The organism is Rhodococcus sp. NPDC059968, from assembly GCF_042738615.1.
Lineage (GTDB): Bacteria > Actinomycetota > Actinomycetes > Mycobacteriales > Mycobacteriaceae > Rhodococcus_F.
In genome coordinates this window covers 188,396-206,247 of the sequence record NZ_JBHWUE010000003.1, presented here as the reverse complement: position 1 = coordinate 206,247, position 17,852 = coordinate 188,396, and the positions used below count along the sequence as shown (strand labels likewise).

The 17,852-nt window shown below is 66.7% G+C and carries 15 protein-coding genes; 6 read left to right on the top strand and 9 right to left on the bottom strand.

Annotation, left to right across the window (positions count from 1 at the left end; genetic code table 11):
• Positions 1-55: 55 nt before the first annotated feature.
• The 5 genes from ACFWAY_RS05110 (at position 56) to ACFWAY_RS05090 (ending at position 4,772) form a co-directional block, all read left to right on the top strand.
• Positions 56-1,606 (top strand): long-chain fatty acid--CoA ligase, encoded by a 1,551-nt coding sequence (locus ACFWAY_RS05110; RefSeq protein WP_378453004.1) that lies wholly within the window; start codon positions 56-58, stop codon positions 1,604-1,606.
• Between the two features lie 14 nt (positions 1,607-1,620).
• Entirely contained in the window at positions 1,621-2,805 is a 1,185-nt protein-coding gene (locus ACFWAY_RS05105) for an acyl-CoA dehydrogenase family protein (protein WP_378509994.1), read from the top strand.
• Complete coding sequence (locus ACFWAY_RS05100; protein ID WP_378453006.1) at positions 2,802-3,140, top strand: YidH family protein; 339 nt, start codon at positions 2,802-2,804, stop codon at positions 3,138-3,140. The genes ACFWAY_RS05105 and ACFWAY_RS05100 overlap by 4 nt, the downstream gene beginning before the upstream one ends.
• A complete protein-coding gene (locus ACFWAY_RS05095) occupies positions 3,137-3,445 on the top strand; it encodes a DUF202 domain-containing protein (protein ID WP_378509993.1) in 309 nt (102 codons plus the stop codon). The genes ACFWAY_RS05100 and ACFWAY_RS05095 overlap by 4 nt, the downstream gene beginning before the upstream one ends.
• 61 nt (positions 3,446-3,506) lie before the next feature.
• Positions 3,507-4,772 carry a serine hydrolase domain-containing protein gene (locus ACFWAY_RS05090; protein WP_378509992.1) on the top strand — a complete coding sequence of 422 codons (1,266 nt, stop codon included), beginning with the start codon at positions 3,507-3,509 and terminating at the stop codon, positions 4,770-4,772.
• Here ACFWAY_RS05090 and ACFWAY_RS05085 read toward each other — a convergent pair.
• The 6 genes from ACFWAY_RS05085 to ACFWAY_RS05060 all read right to left on the bottom strand — a co-directional run bounded on the left by ACFWAY_RS05085 (position 4,683) and on the right by ACFWAY_RS05060 (position 13,132).
• Positions 4,683-6,023, bottom strand: coding sequence for an amidase family protein (locus ACFWAY_RS05085; RefSeq protein ID WP_378509991.1), 1,341 nt, complete (start codon positions 6,021-6,023; stop codon positions 4,683-4,685). The genes ACFWAY_RS05090 and ACFWAY_RS05085 overlap by 90 nt on opposite strands.
• Positions 6,024-6,062: 39 nt before the next feature.
• Positions 6,063-7,424: an FAD-binding oxidoreductase gene (locus tag ACFWAY_RS05080; RefSeq protein WP_378509990.1), complete on the bottom strand. Its 1,362-nt coding sequence runs from the start codon at positions 7,422-7,424 to the stop codon at positions 6,063-6,065.
• Positions 7,425-7,444: 20 nt separating this feature from the next.
• Positions 7,445-9,031, bottom strand: coding sequence for a benzoylformate decarboxylase (gene mdlC / locus ACFWAY_RS05075; protein WP_378509989.1), 1,587 nt, complete (start codon positions 9,029-9,031; stop codon positions 7,445-7,447).
• 188 nt (positions 9,032-9,219) lie between these two features.
• Positions 9,220-10,683 (bottom strand): benzaldehyde dehydrogenase, encoded by a 1,464-nt coding sequence (locus ACFWAY_RS05070; protein ID WP_378509988.1) that lies wholly within the window; start codon positions 10,681-10,683, stop codon positions 9,220-9,222.
• 120 nt (positions 10,684-10,803) lie between these two features.
• Entirely contained in the window at positions 10,804-11,691 is an 888-nt protein-coding gene (locus ACFWAY_RS05065) for an AraC family transcriptional regulator (RefSeq protein WP_378509987.1), read from the bottom strand.
• Positions 11,692-11,794: 103 nt separating this feature from the next.
• The gene (locus ACFWAY_RS05060; RefSeq protein ID WP_378509986.1) at positions 11,795-13,132 is read right to left on the bottom strand and encodes an MFS transporter; all 1,338 of its coding nucleotides are present in this window, start codon (positions 13,130-13,132) and stop codon (positions 11,795-11,797) included.
• 222 nt (positions 13,133-13,354) lie between these two features.
• On the opposite strand from ACFWAY_RS05060, the gene ACFWAY_RS05055 reads away from it, so the two are divergent.
• Complete coding sequence (locus tag ACFWAY_RS05055; RefSeq protein ID WP_378509985.1) at positions 13,355-14,284, top strand: LysR family transcriptional regulator; 930 nt, start codon at positions 13,355-13,357, stop codon at positions 14,282-14,284.
• On the opposite strand, the gene ACFWAY_RS05050 is transcribed toward ACFWAY_RS05055, so the two are convergent.
• The 3 genes from ACFWAY_RS05050 to ACFWAY_RS05040 all read right to left on the bottom strand — a co-directional run bounded on the left by ACFWAY_RS05050 (position 14,271) and on the right by ACFWAY_RS05040 (position 17,840).
• On the bottom strand, positions 14,271-14,735 hold the full coding sequence (locus ACFWAY_RS05050) for a nitroreductase family deazaflavin-dependent oxidoreductase (RefSeq protein ID WP_378453020.1): 465 nt from the start codon (positions 14,733-14,735) through the stop codon (positions 14,271-14,273). The two genes, ACFWAY_RS05055 and ACFWAY_RS05050, sit on opposite strands and share 14 nt — an antisense overlap.
• A gap of 259 nt (positions 14,736-14,994) precedes the next feature.
• Positions 14,995-16,401, bottom strand: coding sequence for a M20 family metallopeptidase (locus ACFWAY_RS05045; protein WP_378453021.1), 1,407 nt, complete (start codon positions 16,399-16,401; stop codon positions 14,995-14,997).
• 38 nt (positions 16,402-16,439) lie between these two features.
• Positions 16,440-17,840 carry an amidase gene (locus tag ACFWAY_RS05040; protein WP_378509984.1) on the bottom strand — a complete coding sequence of 467 codons (1,401 nt, stop codon included), beginning with the start codon at positions 17,838-17,840 and terminating at the stop codon, positions 16,440-16,442.
• Positions 17,841-17,852: the final 12 nt, after the last annotated feature.

Here is a 17,852-nt window from a genome sequence, read left to right as displayed (position 1 = left end):
CCCGATGCTGGACACTATGTCCAATAACGATCAACACGTCGATCTTGGAGCCTGCATGAATCTCGGTACCTACCTCACCCGGAGTGCGAAGTTCCGGCCGGACAGCGAGGCCGTGGTGTGCGGCGAGAGTCGCCTGACCTACCGGGAACTCGACGACTCGACCAACCGTCTCGCCTCCGCGCTGATGCGCACCGGCCTCGGGATCGGCGACGCAGTGGCCACGTTCGCCGGCAACTGCGGAGAACTCGTCGTGACGGAGATGGCCGTGTGCAAGGCGGGATTCGTGCGCGTGCCCGTCAACGCGCGCCTGGGAGCCGACGAACTCGGCCACGTCCTGCGCGACGCGAACGTCACGACGCTGTTCGTCGACCCCGCGCACGCGGACGTCGCGTTGAAGGTCGTCGCGGACCTGGGCCTCGACATCGCCGTCTACGACTACGGGAACAGCGCACCCGGCGCGGACCGGTACGCGGATCTCCTCGCCGACGGACTCGGCGATCCCGTCGCCGTCGACCTCACCGAAGACGCGCCTGCCGTCCTCAACTACACCTCCGGGTCCACCGGAAAGCTCAAGGCCGCCGTGCAGACGTACGGAAACCGACTCGCCAACATGCGCAAACGCCTGATGAGCCCGACGGGTGCGCCCACCGAGACGGACCGGTACCTGGCCCCGGGGCCGATCACCCACGCCTCCGGGATGATGATGCTCGGCGTGCTCGCCCGCGGCGGCGCGGTCGTCGTCCTGCCGGCCTTCGACACCGAGTTGTTCCTGCGCACCATCGAGAAGGAACGCATCACCACCACCTTCGTCGTTCCGACGATGCTCAACATGCTGATGGACCATCCCGCCGCGAACGACGTCGACCTGTCGAGCCTGCGGTGCGTCGGTGTCGGCGGCGCCCCGGTCTCACCGCAACGGCTGCGCGACGCCGTCGCGATGTTCGGCCCCGTCATCATGCAGGGATACGGTCTCGGGGAAACGACGAGTGGCATCACCGTGCTCACCTATGACGACGTCGTGCGAGGCGTCGAATCCGATCCGGAACTGCTGATGTCGTGCGGGCGGCCGATATTCGACACCGAGGTTCGCGTGGTGGACGACGCAGGCAACGAACTGCCGGCCGGCGGGATCGGCGAGATCGTCGCGCGCGGCCCCGACTGTGTGCGCGAGTACTGGCACGAGCCGGATCTGAGTGCCGAGACCTTCGTCGACGGCTGGGTCCACACCGGGGACGTCGGATACTTCCGCCACGACGGATACCTGTTCATCGTCGACCGCAAGAAGGACATGATCATCTCGGGCGGGTTCAACATCTACTGCAGCGAGGTGGAAGCCGCGCTGTACGAGCACCCGGCCGTGTCCGGCGCGTGCGTCGTCGGTGTCCCCGACGAGAAGTGGGGCGAGGCAGTCAAAGCCGTCGTGGTCACGCGCACCCCGGTCACCGAGGACGAGCTGATCGAGCACTGCGCCGAACGCCTTGCGCGCATGAAGAAGCCCCGCTCGATCGACTTCGTCGACAGGCTCCCCGTCAACCGCAACGGCAAGATCGACCGCAAGTCGGTGCGCGAATCCTACTGGGCGCAGGCCGCCCGCCACGTCAACTGAAAGCGGAGCCTTCGATGACCTTCACCCTGAATCCCACCTACGATCACAACCCTCGCCTGCACGACCTCGTCGCACGGCTGCGGAACTACCTGGACGGCGAACTCGCCGACTACGAACGCGAACTCGGCGTCACCCCCGAGAGCGTGTACACCCGCGAGACGCTCGAGCCGGTGTGGCGACGCAGCCGGGAACTCGGCTTCTACGGTGTCAGCCTGCCCGCGGACCTCGGCGGCGCGGGACTGTCGTTCACCGAACTCGCCGCGCTCAAGGAAGAAGTGGGCGCGTCACCGCGGGTGCTGTCGACCTCGGTACTCGGCGACATGGGCGGACCGCTGCGGGTGGGCAGCATCTTCCAGTACGCCACCGAGTACCAGATCGAGAAATACCTGCTCCCCGTCACGCGTGGCGAACGCGCGTGCTGCTTCTCACTCACGGAGAACGATGCCGGCTCCGACGTGCGCGGCATGCTCACCACCGCCACCCCGGACGGCGACGGTTGGCGCCTGACCGGACACAAGGTGTTCTCCACCGCCGGGCCGTTCGCGGACTTCTCCATCCTCATCGCGAAGATGGCGGACGACGGCGACGCCGACCCGCGCTACTCCGCGTTCCTCGTCGACCTGGACACCCCGGGATGCACGGTGCGCCAAGGCGAGACCCCGATGTCGGGCCAGCACATCGAGGCCGACATCGTTCTCGACGACTGCTACGTCGGACCGGAACAGTTGCTCGGTGACGTGGGGCAGGGGCTGAAGATCGGGCTCGGACGCGTCACGGTCAACCGACTGCTGCATTGCCCGACCGCTCTGGGCGGAGCACGCCGAGCCCTGGAGTTGGCCGTCGACTACGCCCGCACCAGGCAGGTGCAGGGCGCGCCGCTCGGCATGCTGCAGAGCATCCAGCACCGGCTCGCGGACATGGCAACCGACTACTACGCGGCTCGGTCGATGACCTACGACGCACTCGCCGCGCTCGACCGGGGCGAGCGGCCGCGGATCGAAGCCTTCATGTGCAAACTGTTCGTGGCGGAGAAGGCGTTCGCGATCGCCGACGCCGCCGTGCAGATCCACGGCAAGTCGGGAGTCGTCCGCGGCAGCGAGGTGGAATCGCTGTTCCAGCGTCTGCGGATGTTCCGGATCCTCACCGGATCCTCCGAGATCCAGAAGAACGGCATCGCACGATTCCTCCTGCTCCCGTGAGCGCCGACACGGAGACGGAGCCCGACTACCGGTTCACGCTCGCCAACGAGCGGACCTTCCTGGCCTGGATCCGCACCGCGCTCGCACTTCTGGCCGGCGGGGTCGCGGTCAGCCAGTTCTACCTGCCGCGCGGTGGGTCCGCGTTCCACGACGCGCTGGGCGCGGTCTGCATCCTGCTGGCCGCACTCGTCGCGGTCGGTGCGCTGCTGCGGTGGCGGTCGGTGCAGTCCGCGATGCGCCGCGCCGTGCCGCTACCGGCATCGCGTCTGGCTCCGGCCGTGGTCGCGGGTGTGTGTCTCGCCGCCGCGCTCGGCGTCGTCTGGGCGGCGACGTGACCGCGCTGCCGCCGGGGCTGCAGGCCGAACGCACGGTGCTGGCGTGGCGCCGCACACTGCCGGCGGTCTGCCTGTGCCTCGCCGCACTCGTGCGCGCCGCGCTCGTGCACCCGCACATCGCCCACGTCGTTGCGGTAGCCGGAGCCTGCGTCGCTGCCGCGTCGGTGGTCGCAGGCGCCGTGACGCGGCACCGCCGATACCGCCGGCGCATCGACGACCCCCGCCCACTCGCCCTTCTGATACCCGCCGCTGTCAGCCTCGCCGTTGTCGCGACGGCCGGCGCCGCCCTTGCCGCACTGGCCTGACAAACCGATGTCCCGCGGGACATCTCCAACCCGTATCCCGATCCGACAGAGGAGATCAGCTGTGTCGCAATTGCCACTCGCAGAACTGAAATGGACGCTCGGATTCACCGATCCGGCGCAAGTCCGCCGGCAGGCGACCACCGTCGGCGAGACCGGCCCCACCCGTCGAGTCTGGCGCGGCGACGGTTCGCGCTGGGAACTGCCGGAGCAATTGCAGGACCTCTCACGGCTCGCCGTCGAGACCGGCGGCGGCGGAGCGAGCACCCTGTACCAGTTCCTCGTCGACTCGCATTCGGACGGGATGATCGTGCTACACCGCGGCGCGGTCGTCTACGAGCAGTACCTGCACGGCCTTCGCCGTCAGGACCTGCACCTGACCGCGTCGATGGCGAAGGCGTTCATCGGCCTGCTCGCCGGGATTCTGGAGGACCAGGGGTTGTTCACGCGGGACGATCAGGTCTCCACGTACGTTCCCGAATTGGCGGGAACGGCGTTCGGCGACGCCACCATTCGTCATCTACTCGACATGACGACACAGGTGGCCTATGGGGGACGAAAATTTCATCGTGAGGTCGAGGCGCACCGGTGGTGGGCAGTCGTGGCCCCCGCGATGCGGCCCGACGGATACGACGGCCCGACGACCCTGCTCGACCGATTGACGACGGCCCGCGCGACCGGCCCGTACGGTGAGGTCTTCCACTACGAGAACGGAAGCTGTGAGGCGATGGGCGCGCTGATCAGCCGCGTCACCGGCGCGACCGTCTCGGAACTGATGAGCGAATTGATCTGGTCGAAGATCGGCGCCGACGAGGACGCCCGGTACATCCTCGACGCCGCCGGCGCCGAAACCGCATGCGGGGGGTACGCGGCGACACTCCGGGACATCGCCAAGGTGGGGGAGATGCTCCGCTGCGGCGGCGCTCTCGGCGAACGCCAGATCGTCCCGGAGTCGGTGGTGCGCGCGATCAGCACCGTCTCCGAGGGAGCCACCGCTCAGGTGCGGTTGCCGCGTGCGGCGGCGAATTCGCCTGCCACGATGAGCTACCGGGACTACTGGTGGATTCTCAACGACCCGTTCGACTCCTTCATGGCCAGCGGAATCCACGGCCAGCGGTTGTTCGTCTCCCGCGAACTCGACCTCGTCGTCGCACATTTCGGATCGCAGATCATCTCGCCGTGCGTCGCGACGCCACCGTTCCCGGCGGTGTTCACCCGGCTCGGGACACACCTGTCGACGTCATCGGTGAAGAATGTTGCCGACCAGGTCACCGACGGTGAGAAGCTGCTGGTCCTCGAAGAAGCGGCCCTCGAGGCAGAGGCCCACTGACAATCCCTCAGCGGTAGCCCGGCCGGGGACGGACAGCATCGGTACCCCGGCAACCGAGCCCGGGGCCGAGTTGCGCGTCACCGTGGGGAACACCGGCTGGGGTCGCCCGTTGACGTCGATGGTGTCGTCCTGTCCGATGTGAGGCGGAAGAACGTGAACGGTGGGGGCGATCAGCGCGTGCACCCCGGCGGCGGCAAATGTCTCCTCGTACAGACGCCGAAGTTGCCACCGTCTGCGGCGCGCCTGCTCATACGCCGATGCGGTGACCCGGGTGGCGGCGATGGACTCGAAGATCGCCCGCACATCCGGCGATCCGATCGCATCGGTCAGATCCGCGATGTCGACGGGGCCGGTCTGTCCGCGACCATTGTTCACCCGCGCCGCGAGCAAGCGTTCAGCCTCGTAGAACACCAACTCGATTCCAGGCTCCGCGGCGAGCGTCAGATCGTCGGGCATGCACAACTCCACGATCTTCACACCGCTCGCGCGCAGGTCGTCGAGCGCGAGGTGCGTCGCCTCCGCGACCGCGGGTTCCATGTCGTCGTACCGGCTCGCGACGGTGCCCAGTACCAGGTCGGCTGGATCCGGCATCCCGATCATCGGGCTCGTTCTGGTGATGACGCGGTCGACGAGGCGCACGTCCTCGACCGTCCGGGCGTGAATACCGATCGTGTCTCGCGAGAACGACAGGTTGACGACGCCGTCGCTCGGATACCGGCCGGTGGTGGGACGGAATCCGACGATCCCGCAGAATGCCGACGGTATGGTGACCGATCCTCCGGTGTCGGTGCCGAGACTGAACGGCACCGTTCCCAGCGCCACCGCCGCAGCGCTGCCTCCGCTCGATCCGCCGGCCACACGAGAGACGTCCAGCGGGTTCCGGACCGGACCGTACGTGGCGTTGTTGCTCGTGATCCCGAAGGCGAGTTCGTGCAGATTGGTCTTGCCGACGACCACCGCTCCGGCCTCACGCAACGTGCTGACCACACCGGCGTCGATATCGGGGACGTCGAGTGCGAACAGCGGGCTCCCACCTGTGGTCGGCATACCGGCCACGTCGATGTTGTCCTTCACCGCGAACGGCACACCCGCGAGCTCACCGTCGGCAATGGGTGGATCTACGTGGTCCACCACCGAGATGTAGGCGTTGTGCGAGATTCTCGCGGCCACCGCCGCACCCTCGCAGTCACCCAGAAGCACTCGGCGCCTGTGTGACTCGAAGCCGAGCCATTCGCTGAACGTGAAAGTCATCGTGATTCCTTCGGGTGATGAGATCGACAAGGCGTTCGGCTAGAACCCGCGGCCGGGATTGAGCAGCATCTTCGGATCGAGTGCCCGTTTGATGCTTGCCTGCACATCGAGCGAGACGTCGTCGAGTTGGTGGGTGAGCCACTCCCGCTTGAGTTCTCCCACGCCGTGCTCACCGGTGATGGTTCCGTCGAGGGCGAGCGCTGCAGCGCAGATGCGGTCGGCGGTGACCATCGCCCGATTGCGGGCGTCCTCACCGAGGTCGGGAAGCAGGAGCATCGGGTGGACGTTGCCGTCACCGGCGTGACCGACGGTAGCGATGCGGACCCCGGTGTCCTCCGAGATGTCGGCGATGGTGGACAGGAGTTCGGCCAGCCGTGTTCGCGGAACGCCGACGTCTTCGATGATGGTCGGAAATTGCTCCATCGTGGCCCACCCCGCGAGCCGCCGGGCCTGGAGCAGCATCTCCGACTCCGCAGGATCCGACGTCGACACGGACAGGTCGGCCCCGGCATCGTCGCAACACGCGACCATCCGATCGACCTGCGCGAGAGCGTCGGCTCCGTCTGCCTGGCCGATCACGAGAAGTGCTGCGCCCCGGTCCAAGTCCATTCGCTGGTAGTCCTCGACCGCGTTGATCGTCGCGTTGTCCATGATCTCGAGCATGCTCGGGGTAACCCCGTCGGCGAAGATGGAGTTCAAAGCCCGACCGCCGGCGTCGAGTGTCGGGAAGCTCGCCACGAACGTCGCGGTGGCCGCGGGCTTGGGCCGAAGCCGGAGAGTCGCCGCGGTGATGATGCCGAGGGCGCCTTCGGAGCCGACGAAGAGCTGAGTCAGGTCGAGACCCGCGACGTTCTTGACGGTCTTTCCGCCCGTGCGGAGCACGCGTCCGTCGGCGAGAACGACCTCGAGTCCGAGAACGGAGTTGCGGGTGACCCCGTACTTCACGCACCGCATGCCGCCGGCGTTGGTCGCGAGATTGCCACCGATCGTCGACACTTCGAAGCTTCCCGGGTCGGGTGGGTAGAACAACCCGGCGTCCGCGACCGCCCGGCCCACGTCTGCGTTGACCACTCCGGCTTCGACCACCACGGTGTGGTTCGTCGAGTCGAACTCGCGGATCGAGTCCATGCGCTCCATGCTCACCACGACGCAGTTGTCGAGAGCGGTTGCTCCGCCGGACAACCCGGTTCCTGCGCCGCGCGGCACGACGACAGTGTCGGTCTGCGTTGCCCACTTCATGATGCTCGACACCTGTGCGGTGGTGCGGGGACGCAGGACGGCGATCGGCTTGCCTGCCGTCACCAGATCGGCGCTGTCGCGGCGGTAGCCTTCCATCGTGTCGGGGTCGGTGACGACGATGTCGGCGGGAACGAGTTCCTTCAGGGTATCGATGAGAGTCATGCGTAATCCTCGGTCGGCATTCACGATTCGTCGAAGTTCGTACGCACTTCGATCAGGGTCGGTTCGTCGGAGGCCAGGGCGGACTTGAACGCGGTGGTGAAGTCTTCGGCGGTCGCGACCGCGGTGCCGCGCACGCCGTAGCCTTCGGCGAGGTGGACGAAGTCGATTCCCGGGACGTCGAGACCCGGAGTCTCGCCGGTGTTCAGGATCTTCGAGAACCCGCGCAGCGCACCGTAAGTGCCGTTGTTCAAGATGATGACGACCACCGGGATCTTGTACTGCGCGGCGCTCCACAGAGCGGTGATGCCGTAATTGGCGGAACCGTCTCCGATCAGGCCGATGACCTGACGGTCCGGGGAGGCGAGTTGCGCCCCGACAGCGGCGGGAAGCCCGAAACCCAGACCTCCGGACGCGGGGAAGTAGTAGCTGCCCTGGTGCGTGAGATCCATCTGCGACCAGAACGCGTCGGACGTCGACGTCGATTCGTTCACGTAGATCGCGTCGTCCGGAGCGCCCGCTCGGACCAGGGCGAACAGTTGGGCGGGATCGAGTCCGGCACCGACCGAGACGGGCTCCTCGATGTTCCCGAGCGGGGGAAGTGGGGAGCGGTCGCTGGGTTTCACCATGTTCGCGAGGATTTCGAGCGTGCTCCCGACGGGGGCGACGTACGCCTCACCGATCGGGGCGCGCGCCGCTTCTCCGCCGTCGTCGGTGACGTGGATCAGCCGGGCGCCGTCGGGGAGGTAGTTGCCCGGAACGTACTGGTGGTAGCGGAACACGGGCGCTCCGACGACGAGGATGAGATCGTGCCCCTCCAGGGTCTTCGACAAGTCACCGACGCCGGCGGGCAGAATGCCGCGGAAGGTCGGGTGCCGTGTCGGGAACGGGCAACGTGAGGGGGACGGGGCGATCCACACGGGTGCGCGGAGTTTCTCGGCCAGGAGCACCGCATGGGCGTTGGCGTGATCGGCGTCGACCGCCGGGCCGAGCACGAGAACCGGGTTCGTGGCCGACTCCACCGTCTCGATCAGATCGCTGATCTGATCACCGGACAGGGAAGCGGCACTGTGCACGTCGCGCCCGACGAGACCGGCGGATTCCGCGGGAGCTTCCGCCGCCCAGTCGTCGTAGGGAACGGACACGTAGACCGGCCCCTTCGCGGGCAGGAGCGCGGTGTGGATGGCCTGATTGATGGTGCGCGGCACGTCTTCCGCGCACGAGGGCTCGCTGCTCCACTTGACCAGCGGCTTCATCAACGTGCCTGCGTCGACGTTGGACAGCATGACCTCCTGCCCGATCGTCGATCGAACTTGCTGGCCTGCGGTGACGACGAGCGGGCTGTGCGAGTAGACCGAATTGGTCAGCGCGCCCATGGCATTGCCGGAGCCGGACGCGGCGTGCAGATTCACCAGAGTCGCCTCCCCGGTGACCAGCGAGTACCCGTCCGCCATCGACAGGACGGCGCCTTCGTGCAGACCGAGCACGTAGCGGAAGTCGTCCGGCATTCCGGAGAGGAAGGGGAGTTCGTTCGATCCGGGGTTGCCGAACACGGTGGTGAGCCCCCGGGCCCGCAACAGTTTGTACGTCACTTCACTCACCGTTGCCATCGGTTCTCCCTCGTGTGATCGGCGACACCGCCTGTGTCTCCGCGTCCACGCTAACGCTCCTGGGACAATAGCTCCAATGAATGTTTCCAATAGGGGCATAGAAGGTATTCATGTACTTGGTGAACGCAGTCTGCCGGCCGACCGCGGTGTGACGCGATCGGCCGGCAGACCCGAGGGGTGTGCGATTGTCAGAACGGGAACTGTTGCGCCACAGAGCGGCTGGTGCGCCACTGCCACTGGGTGAACTCGTCCCAGCTGCTCTGCGTTCCGAATCGCGTGCCGTTTCCGGACGCTCCGGTACCGCCGAACGGCGCATACGCGTCGTTGTTCAGGGTCTGGTCGTTGATGTGGACCATGCCCGTGCGGAGCTGATCGGCCAGGCGTTCTCCGCGTTCGACCGAACCCGTCTGAATTGCGGCGACCAGACCGTACTCGGTGTCGTTGGCGACGGCGATCGCTGCCGCCTCGTCCTTGACGACCACGACGGGAGCGACCGGACCGAAGATCTCTTCCTGGAAGGCCGGCATGGACGGGGTGACGCCCGCGAGAACGGTCGGCCGGTAGAACAATCCCTCGAATGTTCCGCCGGTGCGAATCTCGGCTCCGGCGTCGCGGGTTGCCTGGACGATGCGATCGACGTTGGCGACCTGGTGCTCGTTGATGAGGGGGCCGAGCGCGACCTGACCGGTGTTCGGGTCCCCGACCGGGAGGTTGGCGGCGCGCGCCGTCAGCTTCTCGAGGTACCGATCGGCCACCGATTCGAGGACGATGTGCCGTCCGGCCGTCATGCAGACCTGGCCCTGGTGGAGGAAGGAGCCCCAGGCGCCGGCCGAACTCGCGGCATCGAGGTCGGCGTCGTCCAGGACGATCAGGGCGTTGTTCCCACCGAGCTCGAGCGAGACGCGCTTGAGTGTCCGTCCCGCGGTTGCACCGACCTGGCGTCCGACGGAGGTCGAGCCGGTGAACGAGATCAGGGAGACGGCAGGGTGCTCGGACAGCGCCTGCCCGGGCTCGGCGTCCCCGGCGAGTACGTGCAGTACTCCTTCCGGCAGTCCGGCTGCCGCGAACAGCTGAGCGATCACGACGCCGCCGCTGATCGCGGTCTGCACGTCGGGCTTGAGGACGACCGCGTTACCGAGAGCGAGGGCGGGTGCGACCGCCCGCATCGCCAGGACCAGCGGGAAGTTCCACGGGCTGATGACGCCGACGACACCCAACGGAACACGCCGTCCGATGCTGACGCGGCCTTCCTGGCTGGTGGGCAGGAGGTGACCCCACGGCTGGGTGGGCAGGGCCGACGCTTCCCACAGCTCGGAGAGCACCAGGTCGACCTCGAAAGCGGCCTTGCCCGGGACGGCGCCGCCCTCGCGGATCAGCCAGCGCTCGACCTCGGCGCGGTTCGCGTCGAGTGTCATTGCGGCCTTGCGCAATACGTCCGCGCGGGCGTGACCGGTGCGGGCGGCCCATGCCGGCTGAGCGGCCGCGGCGCGGCGGGCGGCGCGGTCGATGTCGGACGCGTCCGCTGCGCCGATTTCGCCGAGTACGGCGCCGGTGGCGGGCTCGGTCACCTTGATGCTGCCGCCCGAAGCGGTGACCCAGTTGCCGTCGAAGATCTTGCCGGACCAGGTCTCGCCGCCGAGAAGGTCAGTCATGTCAGCTCCCATTCATAGAGTCGATAACGTCGATCACTTCACGGGAACGAAGCGATGTGGAACACACTGTGCCCCGGATGCGGGGGCCCGTGTTGTCCCGGAGCGACAGGATTGTTGCCGTCAGGCGACAGTGTGGGGATGGGCCTGGTGCCGGGCATCCGACGGTGTCATCCCGTACTCGGCACGGAACGCGCGCGTGAACGCGGGCGCGTCGTAGAAGCCGTATCGCGACGCCAGCGAAGAGATGGTGCGGTCGAGCAGATTCGGGTTGGTGAGGTCCCGGTGAACGCTCGCCAGCCGTTCACGGCGGATGACCGCGCTGAGGGTGTGGCCGTAGTCGGCGAAGATGCGCTGCAATGTGCGCGGCGACATGTGCAGTGCCGACGCGATCGACCCGACGCTGAGGCCCGGGTCGGCGAGATTGCGGCGAACATGGCGGAGGATCTGGTCCCGAACCGCGGACGAGGGCGGGGTCGAGCGAGTCTCCGGCGCGGTGAGCACTGCCGACACGAGGCTCATGCCCGCGTCACCGAGCAGGGTGGCAGCCGAGGGGTCCACGTCGGCGCCCTCTGCGACCGCGGTCGTGACGAAGTGCTCGAGCAGCGCGCCGGACCCGGCCCGCACGTCGTAGGTGCGTTCCAAACACTCCCGGACCTCGTTCGGCGTGAGAACGAACGAGTGGCGTGGAAACGTGACGACGGAGCACGACCAGGTGTCCGTGAAGGACAGTTCGTACGGCAGGGCCACGTCGTACATCACCGCACGACCTCGGTCGACGACGAGTTCCCGCTCCCCTTGATGCAGAACTGCGCGACCCTTGTTCACCGCGCACAGCTTCAACGACTCGGACGGATTCCGCCGAGCGGCTCGGGGGCTGCGGCTCAGCACCTGCGGTGTCCCCGAGATGGTGAAGGCCTCCACGTTGCCGAGCAGGACCGACTGCATCGTCCCCGTGACCGGGGCGTCCGAGGCAAGCCGAGGTGCGAGTCCACCGAATTCGGTGGACATGATCTCGCTCCAGTAGTCCGTCACTCGATTCACGTCGGCATCACCACACCACATCTTCGCCTGCACGACAGTTCTGCTCGAACAGTATGACGCTACTCGAGCTTCACGTCGTTGCGTCCTGCCGCGCGATTCCGGGCACCGTCGCGGCCGGTTCGACGGCCGGATTCTTCCTCTGCCGAGGGACCAGCAGTGCGGCGATCGCACCGATGACGGCGATCAGCGCGAACAGGTAGAAGGCGGGTGCGACATTCGACCCGTTGGCGATCACCAGACCGGTCAGCGTCGGACCCGTCACGCCGCCGAGCCTGCCGACCGAGGCCACCCACGCTGTTCCGGCCGCGCGGCTCGACGCCGGGAAGTATGAGGCGGCGAATCCGTAGATCAGGACCTGAGCGCCGATCGTTCCGGCACCGGCGACGAAGGCGAGGGCGAACAACAACCACGAGGACACATCCGTGCTGAGGACCAGGATCGCCACCGCGGCACTCGCCAGCGATGCGGCGGTGACAGCTTGCGGGCCGATCCGGTCCGACAGCCGGGAAGCAAACAGCGGAACGATGATGGCGCCGGCATTGAGTACCAGCAGGAAGGTCAGTGCGGAGCTGCTGCCGAATCCGGACGACTGCATCAACTTGGGAAGCCACGTGTTCAGCGCGTAGGTCAGCAGCAGCCCGCATGCGCTGAGCAGCCCGAACAGCAGGGTTGCGCGCCGCAACTCCCGGGTGAACAGGGCCCGCGGCCCCACTTTCTCACCGGGGCGCGGAGGCTCCGGACGATCGATTCCGGCGCGGTCGGCGATGCGGTTCGCTTCGTCGACATTGCCGCGGGCGAGCAGGAAGCTCGGCGACTCGGGCAGCAACTTCAGCATGATCGGCACGAACACCAGGAGTGGTACGAGGCCGATCCAGTACATGGCCCGGACACCGAACGCATCCACCACCACGAGTCCGAGGAGGGACGCCAGAACGCCGCCGCCGGGGAAGCCGGCCCACACGATGGCACTGTAGGTGTGGTTCTTACCCTTGGGCGAGAACTCGACCGCCATGGCGGCGGCCAGTGGAATGAGTGCGCCGACGCCCACGCCGACGAAGAAGCGCGCCACTCCGAACAGTGTGGCGTCGGGGGCTATGGCGCACACGCCCATCCAGGCCGAGAACCACCCGGTGGCGCTGATCATCAATGTTCGGCGCCCGAGTCGGTCGGCGATCCCGCCGACGAAGATCGAGCCGACCAACATGCCGACGAGCGCGTAGCTTCCGATTACTCCGGCCCGCGCCGGGGTCAGGTTCCACGCCGGGTCGGCGAGCATCGACGGGAGGGTGGTCCCGTAGGCCACCATGTCGTAGCCCTCGAACACGACGGCCAGCAGGCACAGCAGAAGCACGACGCGCGCCGATGTCCCGGACCCTTCTCGTTGTCCCGTGGCTGATTGATCGCTCATGTCGGCTTCTCTCTCGCAATGGTGTGAGGGTTCATCGGGCGACTGGCGAGTGGCCGTCGGGTCTGGCTGCGCCACACCGAACCGGGGACCTGCGCCGACAATTCGTCGGTGGGTGTCCCGGGTGGGCGGCCCTCGCTGTGCTGCACGTCACGGTATCCGGCGGGGCGGAATAGCTCCAATGAATGTTTGACATACCCCCATCGATGGTGTCTATTTCATTTCATGACCGACTTCGATCTGAATCTGGTGCGGACGTTCCTGCTCCTGTACGAGACACGGAGCGTCACACGAACTGCCGAGCGCCTCTCGCTCACCCAGCCGTCGGTCAGCCACGCCCTGAGCCGGATGCGGAAACAGTTCAACGACAGCCTCTTCAGCCGATCGCCGTCAGGTCTGCAGCCGACGGAACTGGCGAGTGCGATGTATCCGAGGCTTCGTCAGGCGTTCGAGGTCATCGACACCACGGTGAGTGGTGTGGGCCAGTTCGATCCCGCGACGTCGCGCCGCACCTTCCGACTCCACGCCACCGACCTCGGTGAAGTGAGTCTGCTACCGCCGGTGCTCGGTCTCATCGCGGAGACTGCTCCGGGGGTCGACGTCCACATCATTCCGCTCAACTTCGCCGTGGTCGAGACCGAACTCCGGCAAGGGCAGGCCGACGCCGTCATCTGCACCCCGAGGATCACCGCGCCCGACTTCGAACGCGACATCCTGCTCCGTGACAGCTATTGCGGAATCTGCAGCGCATCGCATCCGCGTGTCGGCACCGATCCGACACTCGACGAATTTCTGGCCGAGCGTCATGTCGCCGTCGATGTGAGCGCCGGCCACACGGACGTCGACAGGTCGTTGTCCCTGCTCGGCCACTCACGCGACGTCGCGTTGCGCATCGCGCATTTCGCGGCCCTTCCGCAGCTGATCGAGAAGACGCCCCATCTCTCGATCATCCCCCGGTCGGTGTCGGACAAGTTCTGCCGGATGGCCGACGTGAAAACGTTCGAACTACCGTTTTCCGTTCCAGCCGTAGAGATTTCGCTCTACACCTACAAGAGGGTGCTTCCGGACCCCGGCACCGAATGGTTCCGTGCCACGGTGAGAAGGGCCTTGGGCGCCGAGACGAACCGGAATCGGGATGTAGTTACCGCGCGGTGAGTCGGATCACGGGGTATTCCCGGTCGGACTTGCTCTGGTACTTCGCGATGCGTGGCTGGGCGGTGGCGATGCGCTGCCATGCCTGCTCACGCTCGGCGCCGTCGAGCTGGTGCGGGGTCACCGGCGTGGCGCCGTGGCCGGGCAGTTCGATGGTCGCCTTGTCGGGGTGCGCCATCAGATTGGCATGCCAGTCCGGGTTCTGGCTACCGCCGCCCGACGCGACGACCAGCCGGGCGTCACCACCGTCGTCGAACCACGCCACCGGCGATTGCCGCGGCTCCCCACTTCGGCGGCCGACGGTGTTCAGGATCAGTACGTCCATGCCCATGAACTGGCCGTGGCCACGTCGGATCTTGCGGTTCATGCGGGCGTTCATCTTTCGCTGCATCCACCGCGAAAACGCGCCGGGGGTTCCGGGCTTCCGCTTGCCTGCTTGGTTGTTCGTCGTCATGTGCTCTCTCCAATCGGTCCATTCGCCTCGCGACATTTACGACAGAGCCAGATCCACAGCTCCTGACAGTATCTCCCGGCTCGACCCGCCGAGGAAGCTCGACTGAATAGTGATGTTCATGGCAATGACGCTAGGTGCGGCCCGGTGGTCAGCGCTTCTCGATTCCTGACCGCTTTGGTCGCCGGTGAGGACGACCATGTCGGGATTCGATCCAGCGCACGCCTGAGACGGGCACTCGTATGAGTGCCCGTCTCACTGCCTACCGCAGCGGTGGTGCGATCACTCCGTCGTCGATCGGCGAGTCGTACGGCTGTTTGGTGGTTCGTTCCAGGAACTCCTCCGTCGCGAGCTTCAGCAGGGCTGAATCTGTGAGGAGGTTCATCGCCGATCCGGCCATGACCTTGGCCGCGTGGATCATGCCCTTGTGTGCGGCGGGGAGCTTCCCTTGGGCGACCAGCTGCCATGAATGCGCGGGGGTGCCGCGAGTGACACAGGCGGTGGTGCATTGCACGGTGGGAGTGACCCAGCTCACGTCGCCGACATCGGTCGACCCCGTGAGCACGCGCCGGGGCGCGCCGGCGACGAAGGTGATCACGCCGTCGTGGAGGGGGCTGTCGCCCTCTTCGATTGTGGTGCCGAACATGTCGATCGGCTTGTCCGTGCGGAACTTTCGTGCGATTGCCAGGTCTTCCTCGTCGAACGGCACCGGACCGAGCTCGAGGAGCGTGTCCTGCATCGATTCTTCCAGCACCGTGTTTCCCAAGAGGTTCGAGGAGCCCCCGTCGATCTCGATCTCCACCGCGGTTTCGGTCATCAACGCGGCGCCCTCGGCGATCTTGCGAACGCGCTCGAACAGTGCGCGCATGTCCCGGACGTTGGGTGCCCGGACGACATAGTAGGCCTCGGCGTACGGCTGGACGACGTTCGCCGAGCGCCCGCCTCCGTCGAGGATGGCGTAGTGGATGCGGCAGTCGGAGTGCATGTGCTCGCGGAGGAAATTGACGCCGACGTTCATCAGTTCGAGGGCGTCCAATGCGCTGCGGCCGAGTTCCGGCGACGCTCCGGCGTGGGAGGCGACGCCCGTGAAGCGAACATAGGACTGCATGTACGCGAGGCTGTGGTCACGTTGCACCAGGGTGCTGTCGCCCGGATGCCAGCAGATCGACGCGTCGACGTCGTCGAACGCCCCGGCTTTGACCATGAAGGTCTTGCCCGCTGCGGCTTCCTCCGCGGGGCATCCGTAGTAGCGGACGGTGCCCGGTAGCCCGTTCTCGTCGAGATGGCGTTTGACGGCGGTGGCGGCGAGCAGCGAGCCGGCGCCGAGGAGGTGGTGGCCGCAGCCCTGGCCGTTACCCGAGGTGTTGGACGGGTCGGGGGTGCGTTCGGGGTTGCCGGATTCCTGGCTCAGGCCGGCGAGCGCGTCGTATTCACCCAGAATGGCGATGACGGGTTCACCCGAACCGGCCTCCGCGCTGAATGCGGTCGGCACACCACCGATCGCCCGGGTGATGCGGAACCCTTCCGTGCGTGCCAGCTCGATGTGACTTTCTGCTGATGCTGTTTCTTCCCAACGTAATTCGGGATTGTCCCAGATCGCGTCACTGAGCGCGCTGAACCGGGGTGCAAGCTCGTCGATCAGGCGGGCAAGGTCGTGCGTGGTGCTCATGTCTTTCCTATCCGTCGAATGAGATGGTGATGGGATGGTCAGTCGAGGGAGCTCCACCGCGGAGTTGCCGCGGGACCCCGATGTGCCTCGTACCAGGCGGCGACCTGGAGGACGGTCAGGTCCTGCCGGCGATCTGCGGCGATCTGCAGGCCGATCGGCCTTCCGTCCTTGGAGAATCCGCAGTTGATCGAGGCCGCGGGGGTGCCCGCGGCGTTGAATGCGGACGTGAAGTTGGCCGAGCCCGCGAACTCGTGGATCATGGGGCTTTCGGCCGGCCCGGCGAGGATGCCGGAGGTGGGGGACAGGACCGCGTCGTAGCGGCGCAGCATATCCACGGTTTCTTGAACGAACGGCCCGATCGAGTCGTAGGCCTGCATGAGCTCGAGGGAGGAAAGCGAGCCGATGCTCGACACCGCCGCCACCATCTCCTGATTCGCCTTGGAGAGGTCGTCGACGATGTTCTTGTCGTTCATCTGCGCCCACAGATGCGCGGTGAAAAAGGGAATGAATCCAGTGGTCAGGTAGTCCCGGGACAGGTAGGGCTCGACGATCTCCACCCGGGCACCGGCGGCTTCGAACACCGCGACCGCCCGACGGATCGCCGCGACGATCTCGGGATCGGCGGTCTTACCGTCCACCGGAGCGAAATTGACGCCGATGCGCAGCCCGCGGATGTCGATGTCGAGGTCGGTCCACTCGATCGATTCGTCGGGGAGCGCGCTGTGGTCGCGTGCATCAGGGCGAGCGAGGAGAGCCATCGTGAGGGCGGCGTCGCGCACCGTGCGGGTGATCGGACCCGCGCAGCGGCCGAGGTAGGTGTCGTTGATCGGCACCCGCCCGTAGGACGGCTTGAACCCGAACGCCGCGTTCATCGCCGCGGGTATGCGGATCGACCCACCGATGTCGGTTCCGATGTTGACCGGCGCGTACCCGAGGGAGGCAGCGACGGCCGCGCCGGATGACGAGCCGCCCGTGTTCCAGGCGAGATTCCAGGCGTTGCGTGCGATGCCGTGACGGGACGACACCCCGGAGCCCAGCCCGCTGAAATCGGGCATGCTGGTGCTGGCGACCACCAGGGCGCCCGCCTCCTGCAGACGGTCGACGACGGGTGAGTTCTCCGTTGCGATCACGGGTTCGCGTGCGGCGGTTCCGTACGACTGCGGCAGACCGATCTTCGCGGTGTTTTCCTTGATGGTGACCGGCACGCCGTCCAGGGGGCCGAGTGCGGTGCCGCTGCGCCACCTCTCGCCGCTGCGCCGCGCGGACTCACGAGCTTCGTTGGCGTCGATCACGTAGATCGCGCGGTGCGTATCATCCTTCGCTGCGATCCGCTCAATGGTCGATTCCAGTGCGTCGAGCGGCGTGAGCGATCCGTTGCCGAATGCCTCGTTAAGTTCGGCGATGCTCGTCGGGTGTCCGGCAATTGCGGTGTCGTGCACAGGTAATTCCTT